Origin of the sequence: Streptomyces sp. NBC_01363, from assembly GCF_026340595.1 — a bacterium.
GTDB lineage: Bacteria > Actinomycetota > Actinomycetes > Streptomycetales > Streptomycetaceae > Streptomyces.
This window is the reverse complement of the sequence record NZ_JAPEPF010000001.1, coordinates 1364317-1382321: the sequence shown is the minus strand read 5'-3', so window position 1 is coordinate 1382321 and position 18005 is coordinate 1364317. Positions and strand designations below refer to the sequence as shown.

The 18005-nt window shown below is 68.5% G+C and carries 18 protein-coding genes, 1 tRNA gene and 2 pseudogenes; 8 read left to right on the top strand and 13 right to left on the bottom strand.

Annotated features, from left to right (window positions below; all coding sequences use genetic code 11):
• Positions 1-3: 3 nt before the first annotated feature.
• The 5 genes from OG611_RS06525 to OG611_RS06505 form a co-directional block, all read right to left on the bottom strand.
• Entirely contained in the window at positions 4-171 is a 168-nt protein-coding gene (locus tag OG611_RS06525; protein ID WP_266416439.1) for a hypothetical protein, read from the bottom strand.
• Positions 172-475: 304 nt separating this feature from the next.
• The gene (locus OG611_RS06520) at positions 476-745 is read right to left on the bottom strand and encodes a hypothetical protein (RefSeq protein WP_266416437.1); all 270 of its coding nucleotides are present in this window, start codon (positions 743-745) and stop codon (positions 476-478) included.
• Positions 718-867, bottom strand: coding sequence for a hypothetical protein (locus tag OG611_RS06515; RefSeq protein ID WP_266416435.1), 150 nt, complete (start codon positions 865-867; stop codon positions 718-720). Before OG611_RS06515 ends, OG611_RS06520 begins: the two co-directional genes overlap by 28 nt.
• A 108-nt stretch (positions 868-975) precedes the next feature.
• A complete protein-coding gene (locus OG611_RS06510; protein ID WP_266416433.1) occupies positions 976-1953 on the bottom strand; it encodes a transposase in 978 nt (325 codons plus the stop codon).
• A 31-nt stretch (positions 1954-1984) separates the two neighbouring features.
• A complete protein-coding gene (locus OG611_RS06505; RefSeq protein ID WP_266416432.1) occupies positions 1985-2518 on the bottom strand; it encodes a GrpB family protein in 534 nt (177 codons plus the stop codon).
• 150 nt (positions 2519-2668) lie between these two features.
• Here OG611_RS06505 and OG611_RS06500 point away from each other — a divergent pair, with 150 nt between their 5' ends.
• Entirely contained in the window at positions 2669-4018 is a 1350-nt protein-coding gene (locus OG611_RS06500) for a hypothetical protein (RefSeq protein WP_266416429.1), read from the top strand.
• 600 nt (positions 4019-4618) lie between these two features.
• Here the strand turns inward: OG611_RS06500 and OG611_RS06495 are convergent.
• The 4 genes from OG611_RS06495 to OG611_RS06480 are packed head-to-tail and all read right to left on the bottom strand — an operon-like array spanning position 4619 to position 8197.
• The gene (locus tag OG611_RS06495; protein ID WP_266416426.1) at positions 4619-5812 is read right to left on the bottom strand and encodes an ABC transporter permease; all 1194 of its coding nucleotides are present in this window, start codon (positions 5810-5812) and stop codon (positions 4619-4621) included.
• Entirely contained in the window at positions 5809-6537 is a 729-nt protein-coding gene (locus OG611_RS06490; RefSeq protein ID WP_266416424.1) for an ABC transporter ATP-binding protein, read from the bottom strand. Before OG611_RS06490 ends, OG611_RS06495 begins: the two co-directional genes overlap by 4 nt.
• Positions 6534-7661: a peptidoglycan-binding domain-containing protein gene (locus OG611_RS06485; RefSeq protein ID WP_266416422.1), complete on the bottom strand. Its 1128-nt coding sequence runs from the start codon at positions 7659-7661 to the stop codon at positions 6534-6536. Before OG611_RS06485 ends, OG611_RS06490 begins: the two co-directional genes overlap by 4 nt.
• A gap of 2 nt (positions 7662-7663) precedes the next feature.
• On the bottom strand, positions 7664-8197 hold the full coding sequence (locus tag OG611_RS06480) for a hypothetical protein (protein WP_266416421.1): 534 nt from the start codon (positions 8195-8197) through the stop codon (positions 7664-7666).
• Positions 8198-8387: 190 nt separating this feature from the next.
• On the opposite strand from OG611_RS06480, the gene OG611_RS06475 reads away from it, so the two are divergent.
• The 3 genes and pseudogenes from OG611_RS06475 to OG611_RS06465 form a co-directional block, all read left to right on the top strand.
• Positions 8388-9044 (top strand): response regulator transcription factor, encoded by a 657-nt coding sequence (locus tag OG611_RS06475; RefSeq protein WP_266416419.1) that lies wholly within the window; start codon positions 8388-8390, stop codon positions 9042-9044.
• A 65-nt stretch (positions 9045-9109) separates the two neighbouring features.
• The gene (locus OG611_RS06470; protein ID WP_266425586.1) at positions 9110-10258 is read left to right on the top strand and encodes a HAMP domain-containing sensor histidine kinase; all 1149 of its coding nucleotides are present in this window, start codon (positions 9110-9112) and stop codon (positions 10256-10258) included.
• Positions 10243-10602, top strand: a pseudogene (locus tag OG611_RS06465) (MFS transporter); the annotation flags it as partial. The gene OG611_RS06470 and the pseudogene OG611_RS06465, both read left to right, overlap by 16 nt.
• A gap of 18 nt (positions 10603-10620) precedes the next feature.
• On the opposite strand, the gene OG611_RS06460 reads toward OG611_RS06465, so the two are convergent.
• Together OG611_RS06460 and OG611_RS06455 are read right to left on the bottom strand one after the other, a co-directional pair.
• Positions 10621-11100 (bottom strand): ASCH domain-containing protein, encoded by a 480-nt coding sequence (locus tag OG611_RS06460; protein ID WP_266416417.1) that lies wholly within the window; start codon positions 11098-11100, stop codon positions 10621-10623.
• A complete protein-coding gene (locus OG611_RS06455) occupies positions 11097-13154 on the bottom strand; it encodes a GNAT family N-acetyltransferase (protein WP_266416415.1) in 2058 nt (685 codons plus the stop codon). The genes OG611_RS06460 and OG611_RS06455 overlap by 4 nt, the downstream gene beginning before the upstream one ends.
• A 576-nt stretch (positions 13155-13730) precedes the next feature.
• Between OG611_RS06455 and OG611_RS40610 the strand changes: the two are divergent.
• Positions 13731-13844 (top strand): annotated as a pseudogene (locus OG611_RS40610) (heme-binding protein); the annotation flags it as partial.
• 141 nt (positions 13845-13985) lie between these two features.
• Here OG611_RS40610 and OG611_RS06450 read toward each other — a convergent pair.
• Both OG611_RS06450 and OG611_RS06445 read right to left on the bottom strand, forming a co-directional pair.
• Positions 13986-15374, bottom strand: a complete 1389-nt coding sequence (locus OG611_RS06450; protein WP_266416412.1) for an FAD-binding oxidoreductase — start codon at positions 15372-15374, stop codon at positions 13986-13988.
• Between the two features lie 163 nt (positions 15375-15537).
• On the bottom strand, positions 15538-15957 hold the full coding sequence (locus OG611_RS06445; RefSeq protein ID WP_266416410.1) for an SHOCT domain-containing protein: 420 nt from the start codon (positions 15955-15957) through the stop codon (positions 15538-15540).
• Between the two features lie 335 nt (positions 15958-16292).
• Here OG611_RS06445 and OG611_RS06440 point away from each other — a divergent pair, with 335 nt between their 5' ends.
• From OG611_RS06440 to OG611_RS06430, 3 genes are all read left to right on the top strand, one after another.
• Positions 16293-16463, top strand: a complete 171-nt coding sequence (locus OG611_RS06440) for a hypothetical protein (RefSeq protein WP_266416408.1) — start codon at positions 16293-16295, stop codon at positions 16461-16463.
• Between the two features lie 73 nt (positions 16464-16536).
• The gene (locus tag OG611_RS06435) at positions 16537-17748 is read left to right on the top strand and encodes a flotillin family protein (protein WP_266416406.1); all 1212 of its coding nucleotides are present in this window, start codon (positions 16537-16539) and stop codon (positions 17746-17748) included.
• Between the two features lie 75 nt (positions 17749-17823).
• Positions 17824-17897 (top strand) — tRNA-Met (locus OG611_RS06430).
• The last annotated feature ends 108 nt before the right edge of the window (positions 17898-18005 follow it).

Below are 18005 nucleotides of genomic sequence, written 5' to 3'. Positions count from 1 at the left end.
CCGTCAGGAATCGTTGCTGTCGGAACGGCCGCCGGTGTTGTCCGACGGGATGAACGCACGCTCCCGCGCCGTCTTCACCTGCGCACGGGCGACGAGCAGGCTGTCGCTCACGGTGAGTGTCACCAAGGGTGCGGGCATCGAGTCCGCCTGCGTTTCGTGCTGGATCTCCATCGCTGACTCCTCTTCTCTCTTGCGCTTGCCGGTCGGGTACGGAGCGGTCCTCCGCACTCGTCGTACGCCCGCCCGGCTGCCGACCGTCACGAGAGCAGCCGGGCAGGGTTCTTCCCGCCTCCGAGGCGTCAGGCCGCTGGGGGAGCCATGAGTCGTCGCTCGAAGGCGGAGCCTGTGGGGCTAGTGGTCGCCGAAATGCCAGATCAGAACGCCGATGGGGGCGGTGACCAACAAAGGGAGGAGAGCGCCCGCCCACTCGCGCCAGTCATATAGCCGCCGCTTGCCAGTCACCGACGTCTGGTGGCTACTCATCGCTCGTGCCCTCCGGATGGCGCTCGCGGTAGAGACTGACGAACCGTCTCGTCAGTCGGCCGAGTTCACGCGTGTACTCGAAAGCCACGAACTGCGGAGTCTCAGCCGTCGGCCGGGCATTCAGCTCCGTCAGGCGGTAGGCGTCCCTGTACATGTGCCGAACGACCGGGTCCTCGTCGAAGCCCAACTCTTCCGTCACGAAAAGGTTCAGCGCTCCACGCAACTGGGTGGCTGTCAGGTCGATTTCTTGCCGATCGGGCATGGAAGCGTGATGGCCAAAGCCTTAGTCACGACACCGCTGATGGCTTCGACGTCGATCGGCAGTGCCTCCGGATCGGCAGCGTCGACGCTCGGGGATCGGTCCTTGTCTGTCACGGCGGTCATCACGCGCTCCTCTCGTGTCCGCTTTTGGTTGCGGCGTGTGAAGAGCTAACGACTCGGTACGCGATTGAGGTCGGGGCGTGTTGGCCTGGCGGGTCGGCTGGTGGGTGATTAGCAGGCGGCCTTCCGGGCGAGCACGAGTTCGGTGCTCGTGTGCCGCCGGGTGGGCCTGCGGGCCGCGCGGTCGGAGACCAGTGCGGCGATGGCGGCGTGGGTTTCGGCGTAGGACTCGCGCCGGCCGAGGTATCGCTGGAGCGGCCGCCACTTCTTCTCCTCGCCGATGGTGTGCTCCACGCAGATCCGCGCGGAGGACTGCCGTCGGCGCGCCTCGCGCCAGGCGTAGTTCTCGCCCAGTGGCGCTTCGTCCTTCGGCTTGCGTGGCGGTGCCTGGACCTGGTTGGGGAAGTCGTTGGCCAGGCCCCGGTATCCCTCGTCGACCTTCGCCTTGACCTGCGGATGCAGACGCAGCTGCTCGGCGATGCCTTCGGTGCGCATCGCGGTCTGGTCGTGCAATCTGCCGGGCCGGTCGGCCCCGGACCACAGTAGGCGTCCCGAGCCGTCGCTGATGGTGGTGGTCTTGGCGGTGTTCTGCTTCTTCTTGCCGGAGACGAACGCCTTGCGGCCGGGGCGGCCGGCCTTGGGGCGGCGGACCTGGGTCTCGGTGCCGTCGATGCGCAGTTCGACAGCCTCGGCCTTGGCGTAGGCGAAGACATCGGCCAGGGTGCGCAGGCGGATGCCGGGCCGGTCGGGGACGGCGAAGCCGCGGGAGGCCAGCAGCGGGCGGATCTCGTGGATGGCGCGGGTGACGGTGGGGCGGGAGACGCCGTAGAGCTCGGCCAGTGCCGCGTGCGGGAGCTGCAGACGCAGGTGGACCACGGTGACCAGGACCCTGTCGGTGAAGACCAGCTTGTGATCCGGCCCGGCTCCGGCGGCCCGCTTGCGCTCTCCGCCACGACGCTTACCCAACTCGGACTCACACCGCCCCAACCAGGGGTCGGCCAACTCCTCGATCAAAACGCCGAGATGTGCACGATCAAGGCCGCAGAAGGCAGGATGAGACAAGGCCGCACGGGCTCGGTAATGCGTCACAACATCACCAACCCGTGCGGCCACCGTCACGTCACGGTTCTCCGGCGGCCCGAGCGGCGTAGGACTTCGCGACCAGTTCCTCCACCAGAGCGCTCTTCGCCCTCGAGTAGTCCCGTCTGCCCTGGCTGTCGGCACGGAATCGCTGTGCGAGAGCCACTTTCAACGCGCTGTAGCGCCGGACTTCATCGGGCCGCTGACGTAGGTAGTCACGGAGCAAGACGTGATCAAGGTGGGGTCTGGAGCCTGTGACCACGCTATACAAGTGATGTTCGGGAGCCGCAGGAGGGGCCTGGAAGGCCTCTCGCCCCGGAATCCCCAGATCGCCTTCGTGCCGGTAGCCCTGCTCGGTGAGCCGGGAGATCAGCTCGGGCATGGTGGCGTCCTCGGCCACCACAATGTCGAGGTCGATGATCGGCTTGGCGGCACATCCGGGCACGGCTGTGCTTCCGACATGGTCGACTGATATAGCCAGGTCCGCGACGTGAGGTGCAAGCCGCTGCCGCAGGTCCTCAAACCGCTCGGGCCATCGGGGGTCGTAGTCGCCGACCACGATCATGCCAGTCATGCCCGCAGTCTCGCAGGATCGCCAGGGCCCATCGAATCGCTGCGACGGCCCCGCTATCGCGTACCAAGTCGTAACTGCGGGATGTGCCCATCCGGGTACCGTAAGAGGGAGGCGTGACCGTGAAAGCCGTGAAACCTACGGGAGTTGGCAATGGCCAAAGCACCCCAGGACGACCGCAATACGGGACTCGAAACCCTGCTTGAGCAGGCGCAATGGTCGCGTACCCAGCTCGCCAATGCGGTGAATCGCACCGGTGGTCAGGTCGGTATGACCCTGAAGTACGACCACTCCGCCGTGTCGCACTGGCTGAGCGGGACGCAGCCAAGGGAGCAGGTCAGGCCGGTCATTGTCGAGGTACTCGAACGCAAGCTCGGGCGCCCCGTGACCTATGCGGAAGCGGGTCTGCAGCCTCCGCGGGGCGGAGAGGACTCCGGCAGCGGAGACACTGTCGAGTCCCTCTTGGATCTGGGCAGGGCTGATATGGACCCCTCACGACGCGGCGTGCTCGCCGCCGGCTTGTACTCGGCTGCTCTCGTCGTGCCCCTGTTCGCGGGCGAGGCGCACGCGGCGGAACGCGAACGCGTCACGAAGCCCACAGGCCGTATCGGGCCGGGAGAAGTCGCGACCGTACGGACCATGACCGAGCGCATCGCGGACATCCTCGACGAGCTGGGCGGCGGCCACGCCCGCCCAATGGCCGCGGCATTCCTCGTCAACACCGTCGCGCCGTACCTCCGCGCCCAAGCAACCGAGCCGGTCAGAAACGACATGCTCTCCGCCGCCTCCGACCTGACCTACCTGACCGGGTGGATGGCGATGTACGAACGAGAGCACGGCCTCGGACAGCAGTACTACGTAAAGGCGTTGAACCTCGCCAAAGCTGCAGCTGACCACGTCACCTACTGCCGCACCCTGCGAGGCATGAGCCTCCAGGCATCAAACCTGCGGCACGGGCAGACGGCCTTGAAACTCGCGGACTCAGCTGCCGAAGCTGCACCCAAGGCCGGCCCGCGACTGGTGGCATTCCTGCGAGGTCAGCAAGCACACTCGGCAGCCATGGTCGGCGACCGGAAGCAGGCATTCACTCGCCTGCGCGAAGCCGAAGTAGCACTCTCGAAAGCCGACTCACGGCGAGATGCTGTCGGCGGGTACGACCAGTCTGCCTACCAGTTCCACGTGGCCCATGTCCTCTACGAGACGAAGGACCTGGCGGGCTCGATCGCAGCCCTGAAGTCCTCGGTCCGGGCACAACCCAAGCAGGAACGGCAGGGTCGGCTTCACGCCAACGGCGTGATGGCCCAACGCCAGTACGAACTGGGACACATCGAGGAGGCGTGCAGCACCTGGAATACGTTCCTCGACGACTACGTGGGCTTGTCAACCGCTCGCGGCGACGAGCACTTCGAGACGATGCGGAAGCGGCTCGCTCCCTACCGGAAGGTCCGAGTCGTAAGAGAACTCGGCGAACGCGCTCGCCAGGTCGCGACGCTGAAGGGGTAGTGACCCTGGAGAGGGCGATGAGGCGGGCGCCACACCGCCCTCCCCGTCCGGGCGGCGTGTGGGTCGGGCAAGCAGGGGCCGACCGGCAGGGCGGTCAGGCTTCCAGCTATGGACCCATCTCGTTTCCGTCGACGCCCTGCTCGTCCAGTACTTAGTGGTCGGCTCCGGAAAAACCCTCGGGGGTTGACGTGAGGTCAGGTCATGTGTGAGTCCTGGTTCGCCGTTTCGGGGTGCGGGGAAGCGGCCGGGCTCGCGCGGAGCCGTGCTCCCTCTGCGGCATCACCCGGAGGGTCACCGTCCGGGAAGAGGACGGGCGCCCGGTTTGCAGTGCCTGCTATCAGCGGCTGAACCGCGGCGACCGTCCGCGGCACCAGTACGTCGACTGCGGAGAGATGGGGTCCGTCGACCGGCGCCGCTCCCGGGCACGGTGCGTGGCCTGGGAGCGGCGAGGCATGGGATCTCCGGGTGTGAACTCATGTCGAGCTTGAATCGCCCGTACGGGTTTACATGGGTCCGGAGAGGCGGCGCATGGGCATCGGCGGACGCCATGTCCGCGTAGTCGGGCTCAGTCTGCGACCTCGGCGGTTCCGGCGCCGTCGGTCAGGCCGAGCGCAGGGCGTCTGTCGGGGACACCCTGGCTGCGCGCAGTGCCGGGTAGATTCCGGCGACGGCCGCTACCAGTACCGACACCAGGGGGCCGGCGATGACCGTGTAGAGCGGGATGGAGGCGGGCCAGCCCTGTGCGAGGGCGTAGCCGTAGACCGCGAGGCCGCCCACGAACAGCCCGCCGACTCCTCCGATGAGGCCCATCAGTACGGCCTCGATGAGGAACTGGACGGCGATCTGGCCGCCTCGGGCGCCCAGCGCGCGGCGCAGTCCGACCTCTCCGCGGCGTTCCATCACTCCCACGACCATGGTGTTGGCGATGCCGACGCCGCCCACGAGCAGGGCGACCGCTGCGAGGGCGAGGACGAGTCCGGTGAGGGAGTTCTTGGTTTCGGCCCGTGCCGTGTACAGGTCGGAAGGGCGGCTGACGGCGACCGTGCTCGGGTTGGCGGGGTCGGCGGTGGCTCCGGCAACGGTCTGTACGTCAGGGACGCGTTCGGGGTGGGCCCTGAGGTAGACCATGGCGGCGGTGCCGTCCGCGCCCAGGTGGGCGGTGGCCTCGGGCCAGCCGACCAGGGCGGCGGTGCCGAGCTCGGGTGCGAGCTCGTTCGGGGCCAGGATTCCGGTGACGACGAACCACTGTCCGCCCAGCCAGACACGTTCGCCCGGCGCGGTCACGCCGAGCCGGAGTGCGGCCTGGTCGCCGAGCACGGTCACCGGAAGGTTCTCGCTCGCCTTGTCCAGCCAGTGCCCGCTCTGCAGGGTGGCGTGCAGGACGTCGAGCAGGTTGAGCCGGGCGGCCAGCACGGTGAGGCTGTTGGTCTGCTGCGCCGGGACCAGGTCGTTGCGGTAGACCTGGGCTTTGGTGGCCCCGGTCGCGGTGACCTGTTGCACGGGGGCGATGTTGGCGAGCATCTTCTCGGCCGTGGGCGGCAGCGGCACCGGCTTCTGGTCGGGGCCGTTGCCGGGGGCGACGGTGATCAGGTTGGAGCCGAGCCGGTCCAGGCGCTCCAGCAGGTGTGCCTGGTTGGAGGCGGAGATCCCGGTCACGGCGATGACGGCGGCGATGCCCAGGGAGATGCCGAGCGCGGACAGGGCGGAGCGCATCTTGCGCGTGCGTGGTCCGATCATGCCGAGGCGCAGCATGTCCGTCGGGCGTAGCCGGGTGCGTCGCAGGGGTGGCGTCATCGGACAGCTCCTGCGGGGTGCGGGCCGCGTTCGTCGAAGTCGATGCGGCCGTCGTGGAGGGCGATTCGCCGGGGGAAGGAGGCGGCCAGCTCGCGGTCGTGGGTGATGACGACGACTGTGGTGCCGTTGGCGTTCAGGGTGCGCAGCAGCTCGACGACGGCGGCGCCGGAGACGCTGTCCAGGGCCCCGGTGGGTTCGTCGGCGAGCAGCAGTGCGGGGCGGCCGACGAGGGCGCGGGCGATGGCGACGCGCTGCTTCTCGCCACCGGAGAGCTGGTCGGGGTGGTGGCGGAGCCGGTGTCCGAGGCCCACCTCGCGCAGGGCTTCGGCGGCTCTGGCGCGCCGGAGTGAGGCAGGGACGCCGCTGTAGAGGAGGCCGGTGGCGACGTTCTCGACCGTGGTGAGCCCGGACAGCAGGAAGAACTGCTGGAAGACGAAACCGATCCGGTGGGCGCGCAGGGCAGCCAGTTCGGGGTCGGAGAGCGCGGACAGGTCGCGTCCTTCGAAGCGCAGCTTTCCTGCAGTGGGCCGGTCGAGGGATCCGAGCAGCGCGAGGAGTGTGGACTTGCCGGAGCCGGAGGGGCCGACGACGGCCAGGAGTTCCCCGGCTTCGACGGTGAGGTCGATGCCGTGCAGGATGCGCAGCGGCGGTGATCCCGGGTATTCCTTGGTGATGCCGGAGAGTTCCAGCACGGGTGCCCTGCGCGGTGGCTGAGGGGGCGTCACTTCGGGATCACCACCTGGGCGCCGGCTTGGATGTCCCCGGTGATCTGCGCCTTGGCGTCGGCGACCAGTCCCAGCTGGATCCTGACCAGCCGGGTGGTGGCGCCGCTGACGACCTGGACTCCGTAGCCGCCGCCGTCCAGGGCGAGCAGCGCGGTGACGGGGACGATGAGCGCGTCGCTGACGGTCTCGCCGACGACGGTGACGGTCACGGAGGAGGGCCCGGCCTGCTTGGCCTGCCGCTGGTGGTCCAGCGCGATGGTGATGGTGGTCTTGTCCGCGCCGTCTGAGCCGTTGTCCCCGCCGTCGCCGGAACCGCCGCGGACCAGTGAGCGGATGCGTCCGTCGATGGTGCTGCCGTCGGCCAGCTTCACCGTCACCCGGCCGTTGGGCTTGAACTGGGAGAGCTGATTGTCGGCGGGCTGCGCGGTGGCGACCAGGTCGGTGCCGGACACGGTCATGACCGCGGTGGCCCCGAGGACCGAGCCGAGCTGCGCGCCGAGCTGCTGCACCCGCACGGCCGCCTGCGGCAGCATGACGACACTGCCGAGCGATACCGTCCCCGTCTGCTTCTCACCGAGGGCCTTCTGCCAGCGCTTGACGGCGATGACGGTGGCACGGGTGAACTTCTGGTCGGCCGTCAGGCCGAGTCCGTCGGCGTAGCCGAGCCTGATCAGGTTGCGCTTGAGCTGTTCGACGTCGGGCCCGTCACTGATGTCGGGGCCGAGGTCGCGCCACATCGGCCGGTCCCCGGTGAGCAGCACCACGGGCCGCCCGTCGACCTCGTACAACTTCGCTCCCGCCTTGACGACGGCACCGACGGCGGGCAGGGCAGTGATGGTTCCGTGGCCGGAGGCGATGACGGGAGTCGGGGTGCTATAGCTGAGCGCGCCGCCGACCTGGATGCCGGTGGACAGCGAGCCCTTCTGCACCGCGACGGTGCCGTGGCTGACGGACGGCTTCTCGGAGGCGGTGCCGTGCTGCTCCCAGGGGCGGATCGCGGCGAGCGCACCCGAGCCGCCGAGCGCGGCGACCAGGACGAGCGCGACGACGGCCTTACGGCGCTTCTTCCGCGCGGGGGCGGGCGAGGTGCCGTCGGGGGCGGTGGTCTCAACAGTGCGGCTCATGATCACTGACCGATCGAGTAGCCGGGCATCGGGAGCTTGCCGCAGGCCGGCTGGATGGCGTCCCATTTGGCGGTGTTGAGCGATTTCGCCGGGAATATGAGGATGCCGGTCTTGGGGTCGGGGTCAGGGATGTCCGCGTAGCCGTTCTTCCGCGCGCACGCGACAAAGGCGCGCGCCTGTTCGACGAACTTCTCGTTGCCCTTCTGCTGGACCTGGTGGATGCCGGGGACCTTGGCGTCGCAGACCTTGCTCGCCGCGTCGAGGCCGTTGGCCGAGCCGGGGCTTTCGGTATCGGTGCCCGAGGCCGGGAAGGTGATGTTGCCGTCCTTGTCCTGCTCGACGCTGGTCTGCCCCTGCTTGTGCATGCAGTCCACCCAGGCCCGTCGGACCGCGTTGTCGTCCTGCGGCTTGCTCTTTCCCGTGCCGTCGCCTCCGGCCACGCTGGGCGCCGCGTCGCCGGAGGAGCAGCCGGTCATCACCAGCGCCGCGGTCACGGCGGTCGCCGCCAGTACGGTTCGTATGGTCTTGGTGCGCATTTCGTGGTCTCCCTGCTGGATGTCGACATCGACCTCGGCATTTCTACGGACCGGCGAGTTACGCACCGGTGAGTGCGTGCCTAACCACCGGCTAACGCCCGCCGAGGCATCGTTGACCAAGAAGGGCCAGGACAGGCCGGTGCGGGGCAGGACAGCGCAGCGCAGGGTGCGGCGAGGGGAGTGGAGCAGAATGCGAGTGCTGATCGTCGAGGACGAGGTGGACCTGGCCGCGATGCTCGCCGAGGGCCTGCGCGCCGAAGGCATGGTCTGCGACGTCGCCCACGACGGCGCCCGCGCGCTCGAAATGACGGCCGCCGCCGACTACGACGTCCTGCTCCTTGACCGGCACCTGCCCAAGCTGAGCGGGGATGCCGTCTGCCGGGCCCTGAACACAGCCGGCTATCCGGCCAGAATCCTGATGCTCACCGCCGCCGGCGCCCTCGCTGACTTGGTCGACGGCCTCGGTCAGGGCGCCGACGACTACCTGGCCAAACCCTTCTCGTACCTGGAACTGATCGCCCGGCTGCGCGCGCTGGGCCGCCGCTCCCCTGCCGGCAGCAGCCCCACCGTACTGAGCAGGCACGGCGTCAGCCTGGACACCGTGCGCAGGGTCGCCGAACGCGACGGCCGGCCACTGAAGCTGACACCCAAGGAGCTCGGAGTGCTGGAACTACTGCTGGCCGCGGACGGCGCCCCGGTCCCCACCGAGCAGCTGCGGGACAGCCTGTGGGACGCAGCACTGGACCCGGCCACCACCGCCGTCCGGGTCACCGTCCACTCGCTGCGCCGCAAGCTCGGCGACCCGCCACTGATCACCAACGACCCCGGCTACGGGTACCGGCTGTGACCCGAGGCCGGACCGGTCGCCGCCTCTCGCTGCAGCGGCTGCCCCTGCGCGGACGCCTCACCCTGATGACCACGACGGTCTTCGCAGTCCTGGGCAGCGGACTGCTCGTGCTGAACTGGCTGAGCGCCCGCCAACTCCTGAAAGACAACCGCCACCGCATCGAACCCGAGAGCGTGCTCGCTCCCGCCCAGACGGAGCCGAGCCCCACCGCCACCCCGCAAGGCCCTTCGATCCCCGCCTCACTCACCAGTCCCGCCCAGCGCTTCGAAGACTTTCAGCACACCGTCCTCAGCGATCTGCTGCTGCGCTCCCTGCTCCTGCTCGCCGTCTTCACCGCACTCGCCGGACTGCTCGCCTGGTGGGGCAGCAGCCGCTCACTGCACCGCCTCAGCCAGGTCACCGCGGCGGCCCGGCGCATCAGTACCGGCAGCACCCTGGACGAAAGGCTCGGCCTGGCCGGCCCGCGCGACGAGGTCCGCGAACTCGGCGACACCTTCGACACCATGCTCGACCGCCTGGACCGCAGCTTCACCGCCCAGCGCCGCTTCACCTCCCACGCCTCGCACGAACTGCGCACCCCGCTCACCCTCCAACGCACCGCCCTGGAGATCCCACTCGCCCAAGGCCGGGTCCCGGCCGACCTGAGACCCGCCTTCCAACGGGCGCTGGACGCCAACGCCCGCAGCGAGCGCCTGATCGCGGCACTGTTGACACTGGCCCGTGGCGAGAGCGCACAGCTGACACCGCAATCGGTCGACCTCAAGGACGCCGCCAGGGACGCCTTGGCGGACCTGGCCGACGAGGCCCGGACGGCGGGCATCCGGATCACCGCCGACCCGGTGCCCGCCCCGGTCGCGGGCGACCCCTCACTGCTCCGGCAGATCGCACTGAACCTGCTGGCCAACGCTGTACGGCACAACCACCGCGACGGCACGGTGACGGTGACCACCGGTACCCTCGGCGGCCTTGCCTTCATCGAAGTTGGCAACACCGGCCCGGTACTGGACCCGGACGAAATCCCCGCCCTCTTCGAACCGTTCCAGCGCGGCCGGGAACACCGCAGCGACGGGACCGGGCTGGGACTGGCCGTGGTCCGAGCGATCACCCTGACCCACCACGGTGAGCTCACCGCCACCCCACGCCCCGACGGCGGCCTCACCGTCCGAGTCGAACTGCCCGCCACACCGGAGTCACCGCACGTACCACCACGCTGATCGCGCTCGGTGGCGTCACCACAGCCACCCTCGCCTTCACGCCCGGCCCCTACGCCCTGCTGGTCGCCTTGTCGGTCGCGGCCGGGATGGTCTGCGGCAACCTCACCCTGCTGCAAGCCACAGCCATCACCGACCGATGGGGCACCACCCACTACAGCCGCCTGTCCGGACTCCTCGCAGCACCTGCGACCACCGCCTCAGCACTCGCCCCCTTCGCCGGCGTAGCGCTGGCCTCACCACTCGGCGGCTACCCACTCCTCTTCGCGCTGCTTGCCGCGCTTTCCGGACTTGCGGTACTGATCGCGCTGGACACAGCGGTCAAGGCCAGCAGCGCTCGATCTTGATCCGGCGGACGGAAACTACTAGACGGGTACGAGTTCGCCGAGTACACCACGCAAAGCGGCGTCCGCCGTCGGCGCAGCCTTAGCCACCTGCCGCAGATCGTCGCTCTTCAAGTACCGGTAGCTCTGCGGCGGGTGGAATGAACCGGCGGCCCGAAGAGCACTCAGCGGAACAGGATCGCTGAAGGTCACCGGGTCCTCCAGAGTGAGACCGCTGGCCTGAACGGCGCCGCTCATGTACTCGTCGTATTCGCGCCTGCTGATGCCCGCCCGAGTACGACTGGCCGACCACACTTCCCTGGGCGAGGCCACCTGGACCGCTGCGATGCGCGCCATACCCACGATGGCCATCGTGGGTGCTGTGGCGTAGAGGAGCACGGCGGTTCCGGGAGGGGCGGCAACTCGCTGCCTCCGGACCTCCACTGTCTTACTCCCGGCCAGGATTGCTGTGGCGAATCGAGGGTGGACGGACAGCAGCATCGCGCGTTCCGGATCGCTCACGTCTTTCGGTGCCCCTCTTCGTAGACCGCCTGGAACAGCGCATTGCTGATCTTCGACAGCTGCATCAGCGACAACGGTAGTCCCAGGTTCTGGGCGAGTACGTTCAAACGCCCCAGCGTCACCGGCCTCGGGAAGATCTCGGTGTCCGAGAACCTCAATGCCATGGCACGGCCTGATGAATCGGCCGCCGATCGCACTTCGCTCCGACCATATACGCCCAGGTGTTCGAATTGCGAGAACAGGGCATCCGGCTCGTCTATCAGCACCTCGTCCAACCGCGAGCTGCCGATCACCATCTTGCCCTGAGCGCCCGATGTCCCCCTGCTGACGTACCAGAGCAGGCGCGCGGGGACACTCTCGCTCCGGTGCCCTGACGACCGGTAGTAGACGTGTTCCCTGCTGATTCCCAGTACGTCGCTCCGCGGCAGCAGCATGGCCGGGACGTTGAACAGCTCTGCGGACCAGCGGGGTTCGATGGGCACAAGGAAGGAAGGCATCAGGGAATCAGTGATCTTCGCCGGCCACCAGGCGCGCTCGGCCACACTCGCCACCTCCGGCGGAAGGCCGGCATGGAGCGCGGTGACGTCCATGGTCAGGCGGCCCGCGATGTCTCCGGCAAGGGATGAGACTTCGGTGGCCGCACCGCACACGTCGACCAGCAGTGCTGTCAGCCCGTCGGCTTGCTCGAAGAAGCCGTCGTCCCCGGCGGCCACCCGGGCCACGGACGAGGGGTGCTGATCAGTGATGCGTACCACCTGGGCGCCTCGTTCCCGGCCGAGGCGCTTGAGCATGAACAGCAACTGCCGGGCCAACGTCTCCTCCAGAACGTGCGAGGCGGTCCGGAGTACGGGGACGGTCAACGTCCTTCCATCAAGAGCCCATACGTACAGGGCAACTGGGTGACCTTCACCGTCCCGCAGCAGTTCTCGACGCCAGAGCACTGAATCTGTCCCCAGTGCCCTGAGCCGCTCCTCGAAGGCCGAGCCGCTGTCGCCATCCGCCTGATCGAAGAATGCGACCAGTTCCCCCTCGGCTCCCGGAACGACTTCCCCGGCCGAGAACTCCGTGCCCAAGAGGTCCGCCGGCCGGTAAACCTGGGCCTGCCGCAGCTCGTCAACATGCAGGGTCACGACGGCCGGGGATACAACCTTGACTCCGGCCACCTCCCAGGCGATGTCCGCCAGTTGGGTCAGCAACGGATCCCGGGTCGCGAGAACTTGAAGGCCGACGCAGGACGTCTCGGCCACGTAGTGCAGCCGACTCCGCAGGGTCGCGTCCATATGCAGATCCGGCAACCTCTCCGAAACGGCCGTCAGCAGCTCGTTGTGGCGTGCGACCACAGCATCGGGCTCCGGAGTGATTTGGCGCATGCTCGGCAGAGCTGCTCGCTGGTGCTGCCGTTCGGCATGGTCTGCGACGTCCCGCACGTCTCTCAGCAGCTGAGGAGTGAAGGCGAGTTCAATGAGGTCGGCCAACCAGCCTGCTTCGAGAGCCCGGGACTCCTCCGCCTCCTTGCCCGGTTCTCCGCCCCTGATGTCCGCGAACACTCCGTGATCCATGGTCACGACCAGCAGAGCATCGCTCTCCACTTCGGCAAAGAGATCAGCGTGCCCCAGATCCAGCCACCAGCCGTCCAGAGTCTCCTTGTCACGGCCGCGCCCCAGGGCCTCTCCTCGGGGCACGAAGCCGAGACTCGACCACATTCCGCTGAGGTTGTAGTCGCGACGGCACTTTGCCTTGATACCGAGCCGTTGCGAGTGACGGTCTCGGATCGCCTGGATCAGAAGACGGGCAACCCCTTTGCCTCGGTGCTCCTCTGCCACACATAGATGTGCCAAACGCACGTGCGGACTCCGCTTGGGCAGCCCGAACAGTGCGTAGCCAAGGAGTTCGGCCCCTTCGAGTGCCACCAGAAGCCCGCCGTCCTCAGCTGCCTTGCGGTAGGCCGGAGGCGTCAGTAGCCCGAGTGTCTTCGTGTACCTATCCCCCAGTGATACGGCCGCGTCAAGCAAGTCGGTCTGCGACTCCGAAACAGGCAGCACCTTGATCATCATCAGAACCCCCTCCGAACCAGCCCATAGCGGGTGTAGCTGATCCTTTGTGTCAGTGCTTACAGGGAGGGCTGAGCCAGGCCAAGGCGCTTTTTGATCAAATTCGGCGCACTAGGGCCACGATTCGCACCCCGCCCTGCCGACGCAGCCTTGGGAACTGCGGGATTCGGTTCGGCCGTCGCCTGGTCGGGCAGCAGGCGGGGCACGGCCCGAACGCAGATGACCAGGTCCGATGATTTCGGCGAAGGTTTGGGTGAGCACCTGGATGCGTGAGCGATGCGTGAGCGGACGTGCTGACATGGCGCACACAACGTTGGACCGGTCAGCATGCGACATGCCTCTGACTAGGCATTTCTGGACCAGCGCGGAAGCTGACGGAAGTCCCGGCAGGAGCCTGCCGGGACTTTTAATCCGTTGGTTGTGGGTTCGAGTCCCACACGGCCTACACATGGCGAGGGCGGAGTTCGCCCCTGCGACCTGCTCCACAGCGCCCCGACCGGTTCTGCCCGGTCGGGGCGCTCGTCGTTTTCCGGGGAGGGACCGGCGGCACCCGTACGGGGCAGCGGGTGCCGCCGGGCCATGAAGAAGCTGTCGCTGCGCACCCGTGTCCTGACCGGTACCGTCGCCGCCGTCGCGGGCACGTTCAAAGTCGCCTCCGCCAGCGCCTCCACCCCGGCCGCCGCGCCCGGCTCACTTCCCGGCCCTCGACGGACGACGGCCGGGTCATCCGATCGGATGATGCGGGCGCTCTTCCCCGAGGCGTTTTCCCGGGCCGCGTTCCCTCGGCCGCTTCCCCTGGCCGTGTTCCCGCCGGAGAGCCTGATGCGCGCCGGATCAGGCCGCCGGCCCGATGTTCTGGTTGGCGTGGAAGAAGTTGTGCGGGTCGTAGGTCCGCTTGACGGCCGCGAGGCGGTCGTAGTGGTCGCGGTAGGTGGCCCGTACCCGGTCCGGGGTCTCGCCGGCGCCGATGAAGTTCACGTACGTACCGCCCATGGAGTGCGGGTGCAGCTCCTCCCAGTAGTCCACGCACCACTCCCTGAGCTTCTCGGCGTTGTCCGGGTCCGGGTCGATGCCCGCGATGACGCCGGACCAGACCGCGTCCCGGTAGGCCCAGGCCGTGTCGTCGGGGCCGAGCCGGTGGGCGGCGGCGTCGACCGGGTACAGGTGCGTGGTCGACAGATCGGTGGGGAGGTTCCCGGCGTACTTGGCGTGTACGTCGATGGCGTCGTCGGTGATCCGGTCGAAGAAGTTGCCGCGCCAGTACCACTGCAGACCGGCGGGGAGCAGTTCGTCGAACATGGACTGCAGGGCGGTGTAGGGCATCGGAGCCGTGAAGTGGAAGGCGGGCGGGCCCGGGTCCTCGACCGGCTTCAGGGTGGCTTCGAGGAGGTCGGGGTCGCCCGTCCAGCACCACACCACACCGCACATCTTCTGGCCGTGGATCTCCTCCGGGAACGGGGGGCCGGGCGGCACGGTGAGCGCGGCGAAGAAGCCGTTCAGGTCCTCGGGGGCCTGCGGCAGGAAGTCGCGGTACCAGCGCAGTACGTCCTGGATCCGGTCGACCGGCCAGACCGTGATGGCGACGCCCACGGTGTCGACCGGGTGCATCCGGAAGGTGAAGGAGGTGACGACGCCGAAATTCCCGCCGCCGCCGCGCAGCGCCCAGAACAGGTCGGGGTGGGTGGTGTCGTCCGCCGTCACCGAGGTGCCGTCCGCCAGGACCACGTCCGCGGCCAGCAGGTTGTCGATCGTCAGGCCGTACCTGCGGGTGAGGTAGCCGTGGCCGCCGCCCAGGGTGAGGCCGGCGACGCCGGTGGACGACAGGATTCCGGAGGGCGTGGCCAGCCGGAACGCGTGGGCGGCGTGGTCGAGGTCGCCGAGCGTGGCGCCGCCGCCGACCATGGCCGTCCGTGCGCCGGGGTCGATGTGTGCCCAGCGCATCGGCGAGAGGTCGAGGGTGACGCCGTCGTCCACCAGGCACAGGCCCGCACCGCTGTGCCCGCCGCCACGGACCGCGAGCGCGAGGCCTTCGTCCCGTACGAAGTCGACCGCCGCCATGACGTCCGCCGTGTCGGCGCATCGCACCACTGCCGCCGGACGCCTGTCGATCATGGCGTTGTAGACCGTGCGGGCCCGGCGGTACTCCGGATCCTGCGGGCCGATGACGGGACCGCGCAGCGCGGTCCGCATCGCGTCCAGGGTTTCGAGCGTGGTGCCCTTCATGGCCGGCCATCTCCTCGGGCGTCGAGATGGGGACCGCACCCCCGATCGGCCTCCCGCCGCGGCTGATGTCTCAAGCCTCCCCGCGGTCCTGGCGCCCTGCCAGTTCGCCGGACCGGGTGGAGAGAGACATACGCGCCACGTGGGATCGGGCCGGACGGGGCGATCAGACGAGGAGCTTCGTCTTCGCCCGCTGGTACTCCTCCTCCGTGATGGCGCCCTTGTCCTTGAGCTCGGCGAGCTTCGCCAGGTCTTCGACGTGACTGCCCTTCTTCGTGGCATCGGCACCGCTCGCGTCGGAGGTGCCGGCGGCTTCCCGTACGTACGCCTTGAAGGCCGCGTCGCGGTCCTGGGCCTCCTTGATGTCCCGCTTGCTCATGGACTTGCCGCGCACGATCACGTACACCAGGACGCCGATGTACGGCAGCAGCAGCGTGACGATCAGCCAGCCGGCCTTGCCCCAGCCGCCGAGGTCGTGGCTGCGGAAGATGTCCGAGATGACCTTGAACAGCAGGAACAGCCACATGATCCAGAGGAAGAACCAGAGCATGGTCCAGAAGAGGTCGAGCATCGGGTAGTCGTCCACGGATAGCTCCTCGATCAGCACGAGTTCATCGCGTCGTCAGGCACATTCGGCAGGCACATGATGAATCAGTCATACCACCACATATCTGCGCCCGCTCGTTGCTGTTGCAGGGCGTTCTGGACCGTTATGGGAGGTTCCGCGAAGGCGGGTGCGGAGTACCGTGGAAGTGTCGAAGGAGGCACGGGCCTCCAGGAGGCGGGGTCGCCTCGTGTCCATGAAGCGTTGCGGTACACCGTGTGAGAAGCGGCGTGAGCAGGCGTACGCACAGACGCTCGCGAGGGCGCATGCACAGGGCAGATGAGTCCGCCCGCAGCCCGGTCGGGGCGATCGGTCGCGTGACCGTGCCGATTCCGCCCGATGGGCCGGGCGAAGTACTGGTGGCCGTACGGGGTGGGTCCGAGGCCTACACCGCATGGTCGGCGACGTCGATCGACAGGGACGCGCGCGTCGTTGTCGTCGACTCGGTCTCGGCGCGCGGCGTGATCGTGGAGCGCCTGCCGTCCTGAGCCGAAGCAGTGACGTAGCCACGGAAACAGTGACGTACCCCCGGAAGCAGTGACATACGGCAGGAGTCCTCCGATGTTCTTCTGGCACGTTCCCGCCCCCAACGAGGCGATGCTCATATCCGGTTCCAAGGGGCAGACCTTGGACACCCAGTTCCGGATCGTCACCGGGCACGGCAGTTTCGTGCTCCCGGTGAAGCAGAAGGCGCGCATGCTCTCCCTGGCGCTGCGCGAGGCGGAGATCACCGAGGACTGCGTGACCCAGCAGGGCATCCGCCTCAACGTCCGGGCCGTGGCCGTCTTCAAGGTCGGCGACGACGCCGTGTCCATCGCCAACGCGGCCCGCCGCTTCCTGACCGAGCAGGAGCAGATGGAGGAGCTCGTCGGGCAGATCTTCGCCGGACACCTGCGTTCCATCGTCGGCGGGCTGACCGTGGAGCAGATCATCCGTGAGCGCAACCGGGTCTCCCAGGAGGTCATCGCGGGCAGCCACGGCGAGATGGAGAAGCTCGGCATCGTGGTGGACGCCCTCCAGATCCAGGAGATCGACGACTCCACCGGGTACATCAGGAACCTCGCGGCCCCGCACGCCGCCGCGGTCGCCAGCCAGGCCCGGATCGCCGAGGCCAAGGCCGACCAGGAAGCCAGTCAGCGCGAGCAGCAGGCCGCCGCGCTCAAGGCGGAGTACGAACGCGACACCGCGCTCAAGCGGGCCGGCTTCCTCGCCGAGACCGAGCAGTACAACGCCCGCGCCGCGCAGGCCGGGCCGCTCGCCCAGGCCCGCGCCTCTCAGGAGGTCATCGAGGAGCAGACCGCACTGGCCGAGCGGCAGGCCTCGCTCGCCGCGCAACGGCTGGAGGCGGAGGTCCGGCGCCCGGCGGACGCCGAGGCCTACCGGCAGCGCACCCTGGCGGAGGCGGCCCGCGACCGGATGAAGTTCGAGGCCGACGGCAACGCGTACACCGAGCGGACGCTCGCCCAGGCGCAGGCCGACGCCAACAGCGTCCGCGCCGCCTCGCTGCGTGACGGCAACCAGGAGCTCATCGCGGCCAACCGCATCGTGGAGAACCTGCCCGCCCTGGCCGACGCCGCCGCCCGCGGCATGTCCGGCGCCGACCTCACCGTTCTCAACGGCACCAACGGTGTCAACGAGATGGCGGCGGGCGTCGTCGGCCAGGGGCTGGCGATCCTCCACTCGCTCCAGCGGGGCGCGAACCCGATGAAGCCGCCGGCGGTCCACGGGAAGGCCACCTCCGCACCCCGTATCTCCGAGACGAACCCGTCCTGACGCGGACGGATGAAGGCCGGGCGAACCCGAGTGGTCAAGAGAGCGCCGGACATGGCGTAGAGTTGTGTTTACCGACGCGGGGTGGAGCAGCTCGGTAGCTCGCTGGGCTCATAACCCAGAGGTCGCAGGTTCAAATCCTGTCCCCGCTACTGAAGAAGTCAGGCCCGGCACGCATACAGCGTGCCGGGCCTGATTCGTTGTGGTCCGGACCTCGGGTGTCGCCCCATTGGCCGAAGAGGAGTCGCCGCTTCGTTCCG

Bases quoted from the DNA above. Each gene is read 5' to 3' on its own strand.
- OG611_RS06525 (WP_266416439.1), bottom strand. From the start codon at position 171: ATGGAGATCCAGCACGAAACGCAGGCGGACTCGATGCCCGCACCCTTG.
- OG611_RS06520 (WP_266416437.1), bottom strand. From the start codon at position 745: ATGCCCGATCGGCAAGAAATCGACCTGACAGCCACCCAGTTGCGTGGA.
- OG611_RS06515 (WP_266416435.1), bottom strand. From the start codon at position 867: ATGACCGCCGTGACAGACAAGGACCGATCCCCGAGCGTCGACGCTGCC.
- OG611_RS06505 (WP_266416432.1), bottom strand. From the start codon at position 2,518: ATGACTGGCATGATCGTGGTCGGCGACTACGACCCCCGATGGCCCGAG.
- OG611_RS06500 (WP_266416429.1), top strand. From the start codon at position 2,669: ATGGCCAAAGCACCCCAGGACGACCGCAATACGGGACTCGAAACCCTG.
- OG611_RS06495 (WP_266416426.1), bottom strand. From the start codon at position 5,812: ATGACGCCACCCCTGCGACGCACCCGGCTACGCCCGACGGACATGCTG.
- OG611_RS06485 (WP_266416422.1), bottom strand. From the start codon at position 7,661: ATGAGCCGCACTGTTGAGACCACCGCCCCCGACGGCACCTCGCCCGCC.
- OG611_RS06480 (WP_266416421.1), bottom strand. From the start codon at position 8,197: ATGCGCACCAAGACCATACGAACCGTACTGGCGGCGACCGCCGTGACC.
- OG611_RS06475 (WP_266416419.1), top strand. From the start codon at position 8,388: ATGCGAGTGCTGATCGTCGAGGACGAGGTGGACCTGGCCGCGATGCTC.
- OG611_RS06470 (WP_266425586.1), top strand. From the start codon at position 9,110: ATGACCACGACGGTCTTCGCAGTCCTGGGCAGCGGACTGCTCGTGCTG.
- OG611_RS06455 (WP_266416415.1), bottom strand. From the start codon at position 13,154: ATGATGATCAAGGTGCTGCCTGTTTCGGAGTCGCAGACCGACTTGCTT.
- OG611_RS06450 (WP_266416412.1), bottom strand. From the start codon at position 15,374: ATGAAGGGCACCACGCTCGAAACCCTGGACGCGATGCGGACCGCGCTG.
- OG611_RS06435 (WP_266416406.1), top strand. From the start codon at position 16,537: ATGTTCTTCTGGCACGTTCCCGCCCCCAACGAGGCGATGCTCATATCC.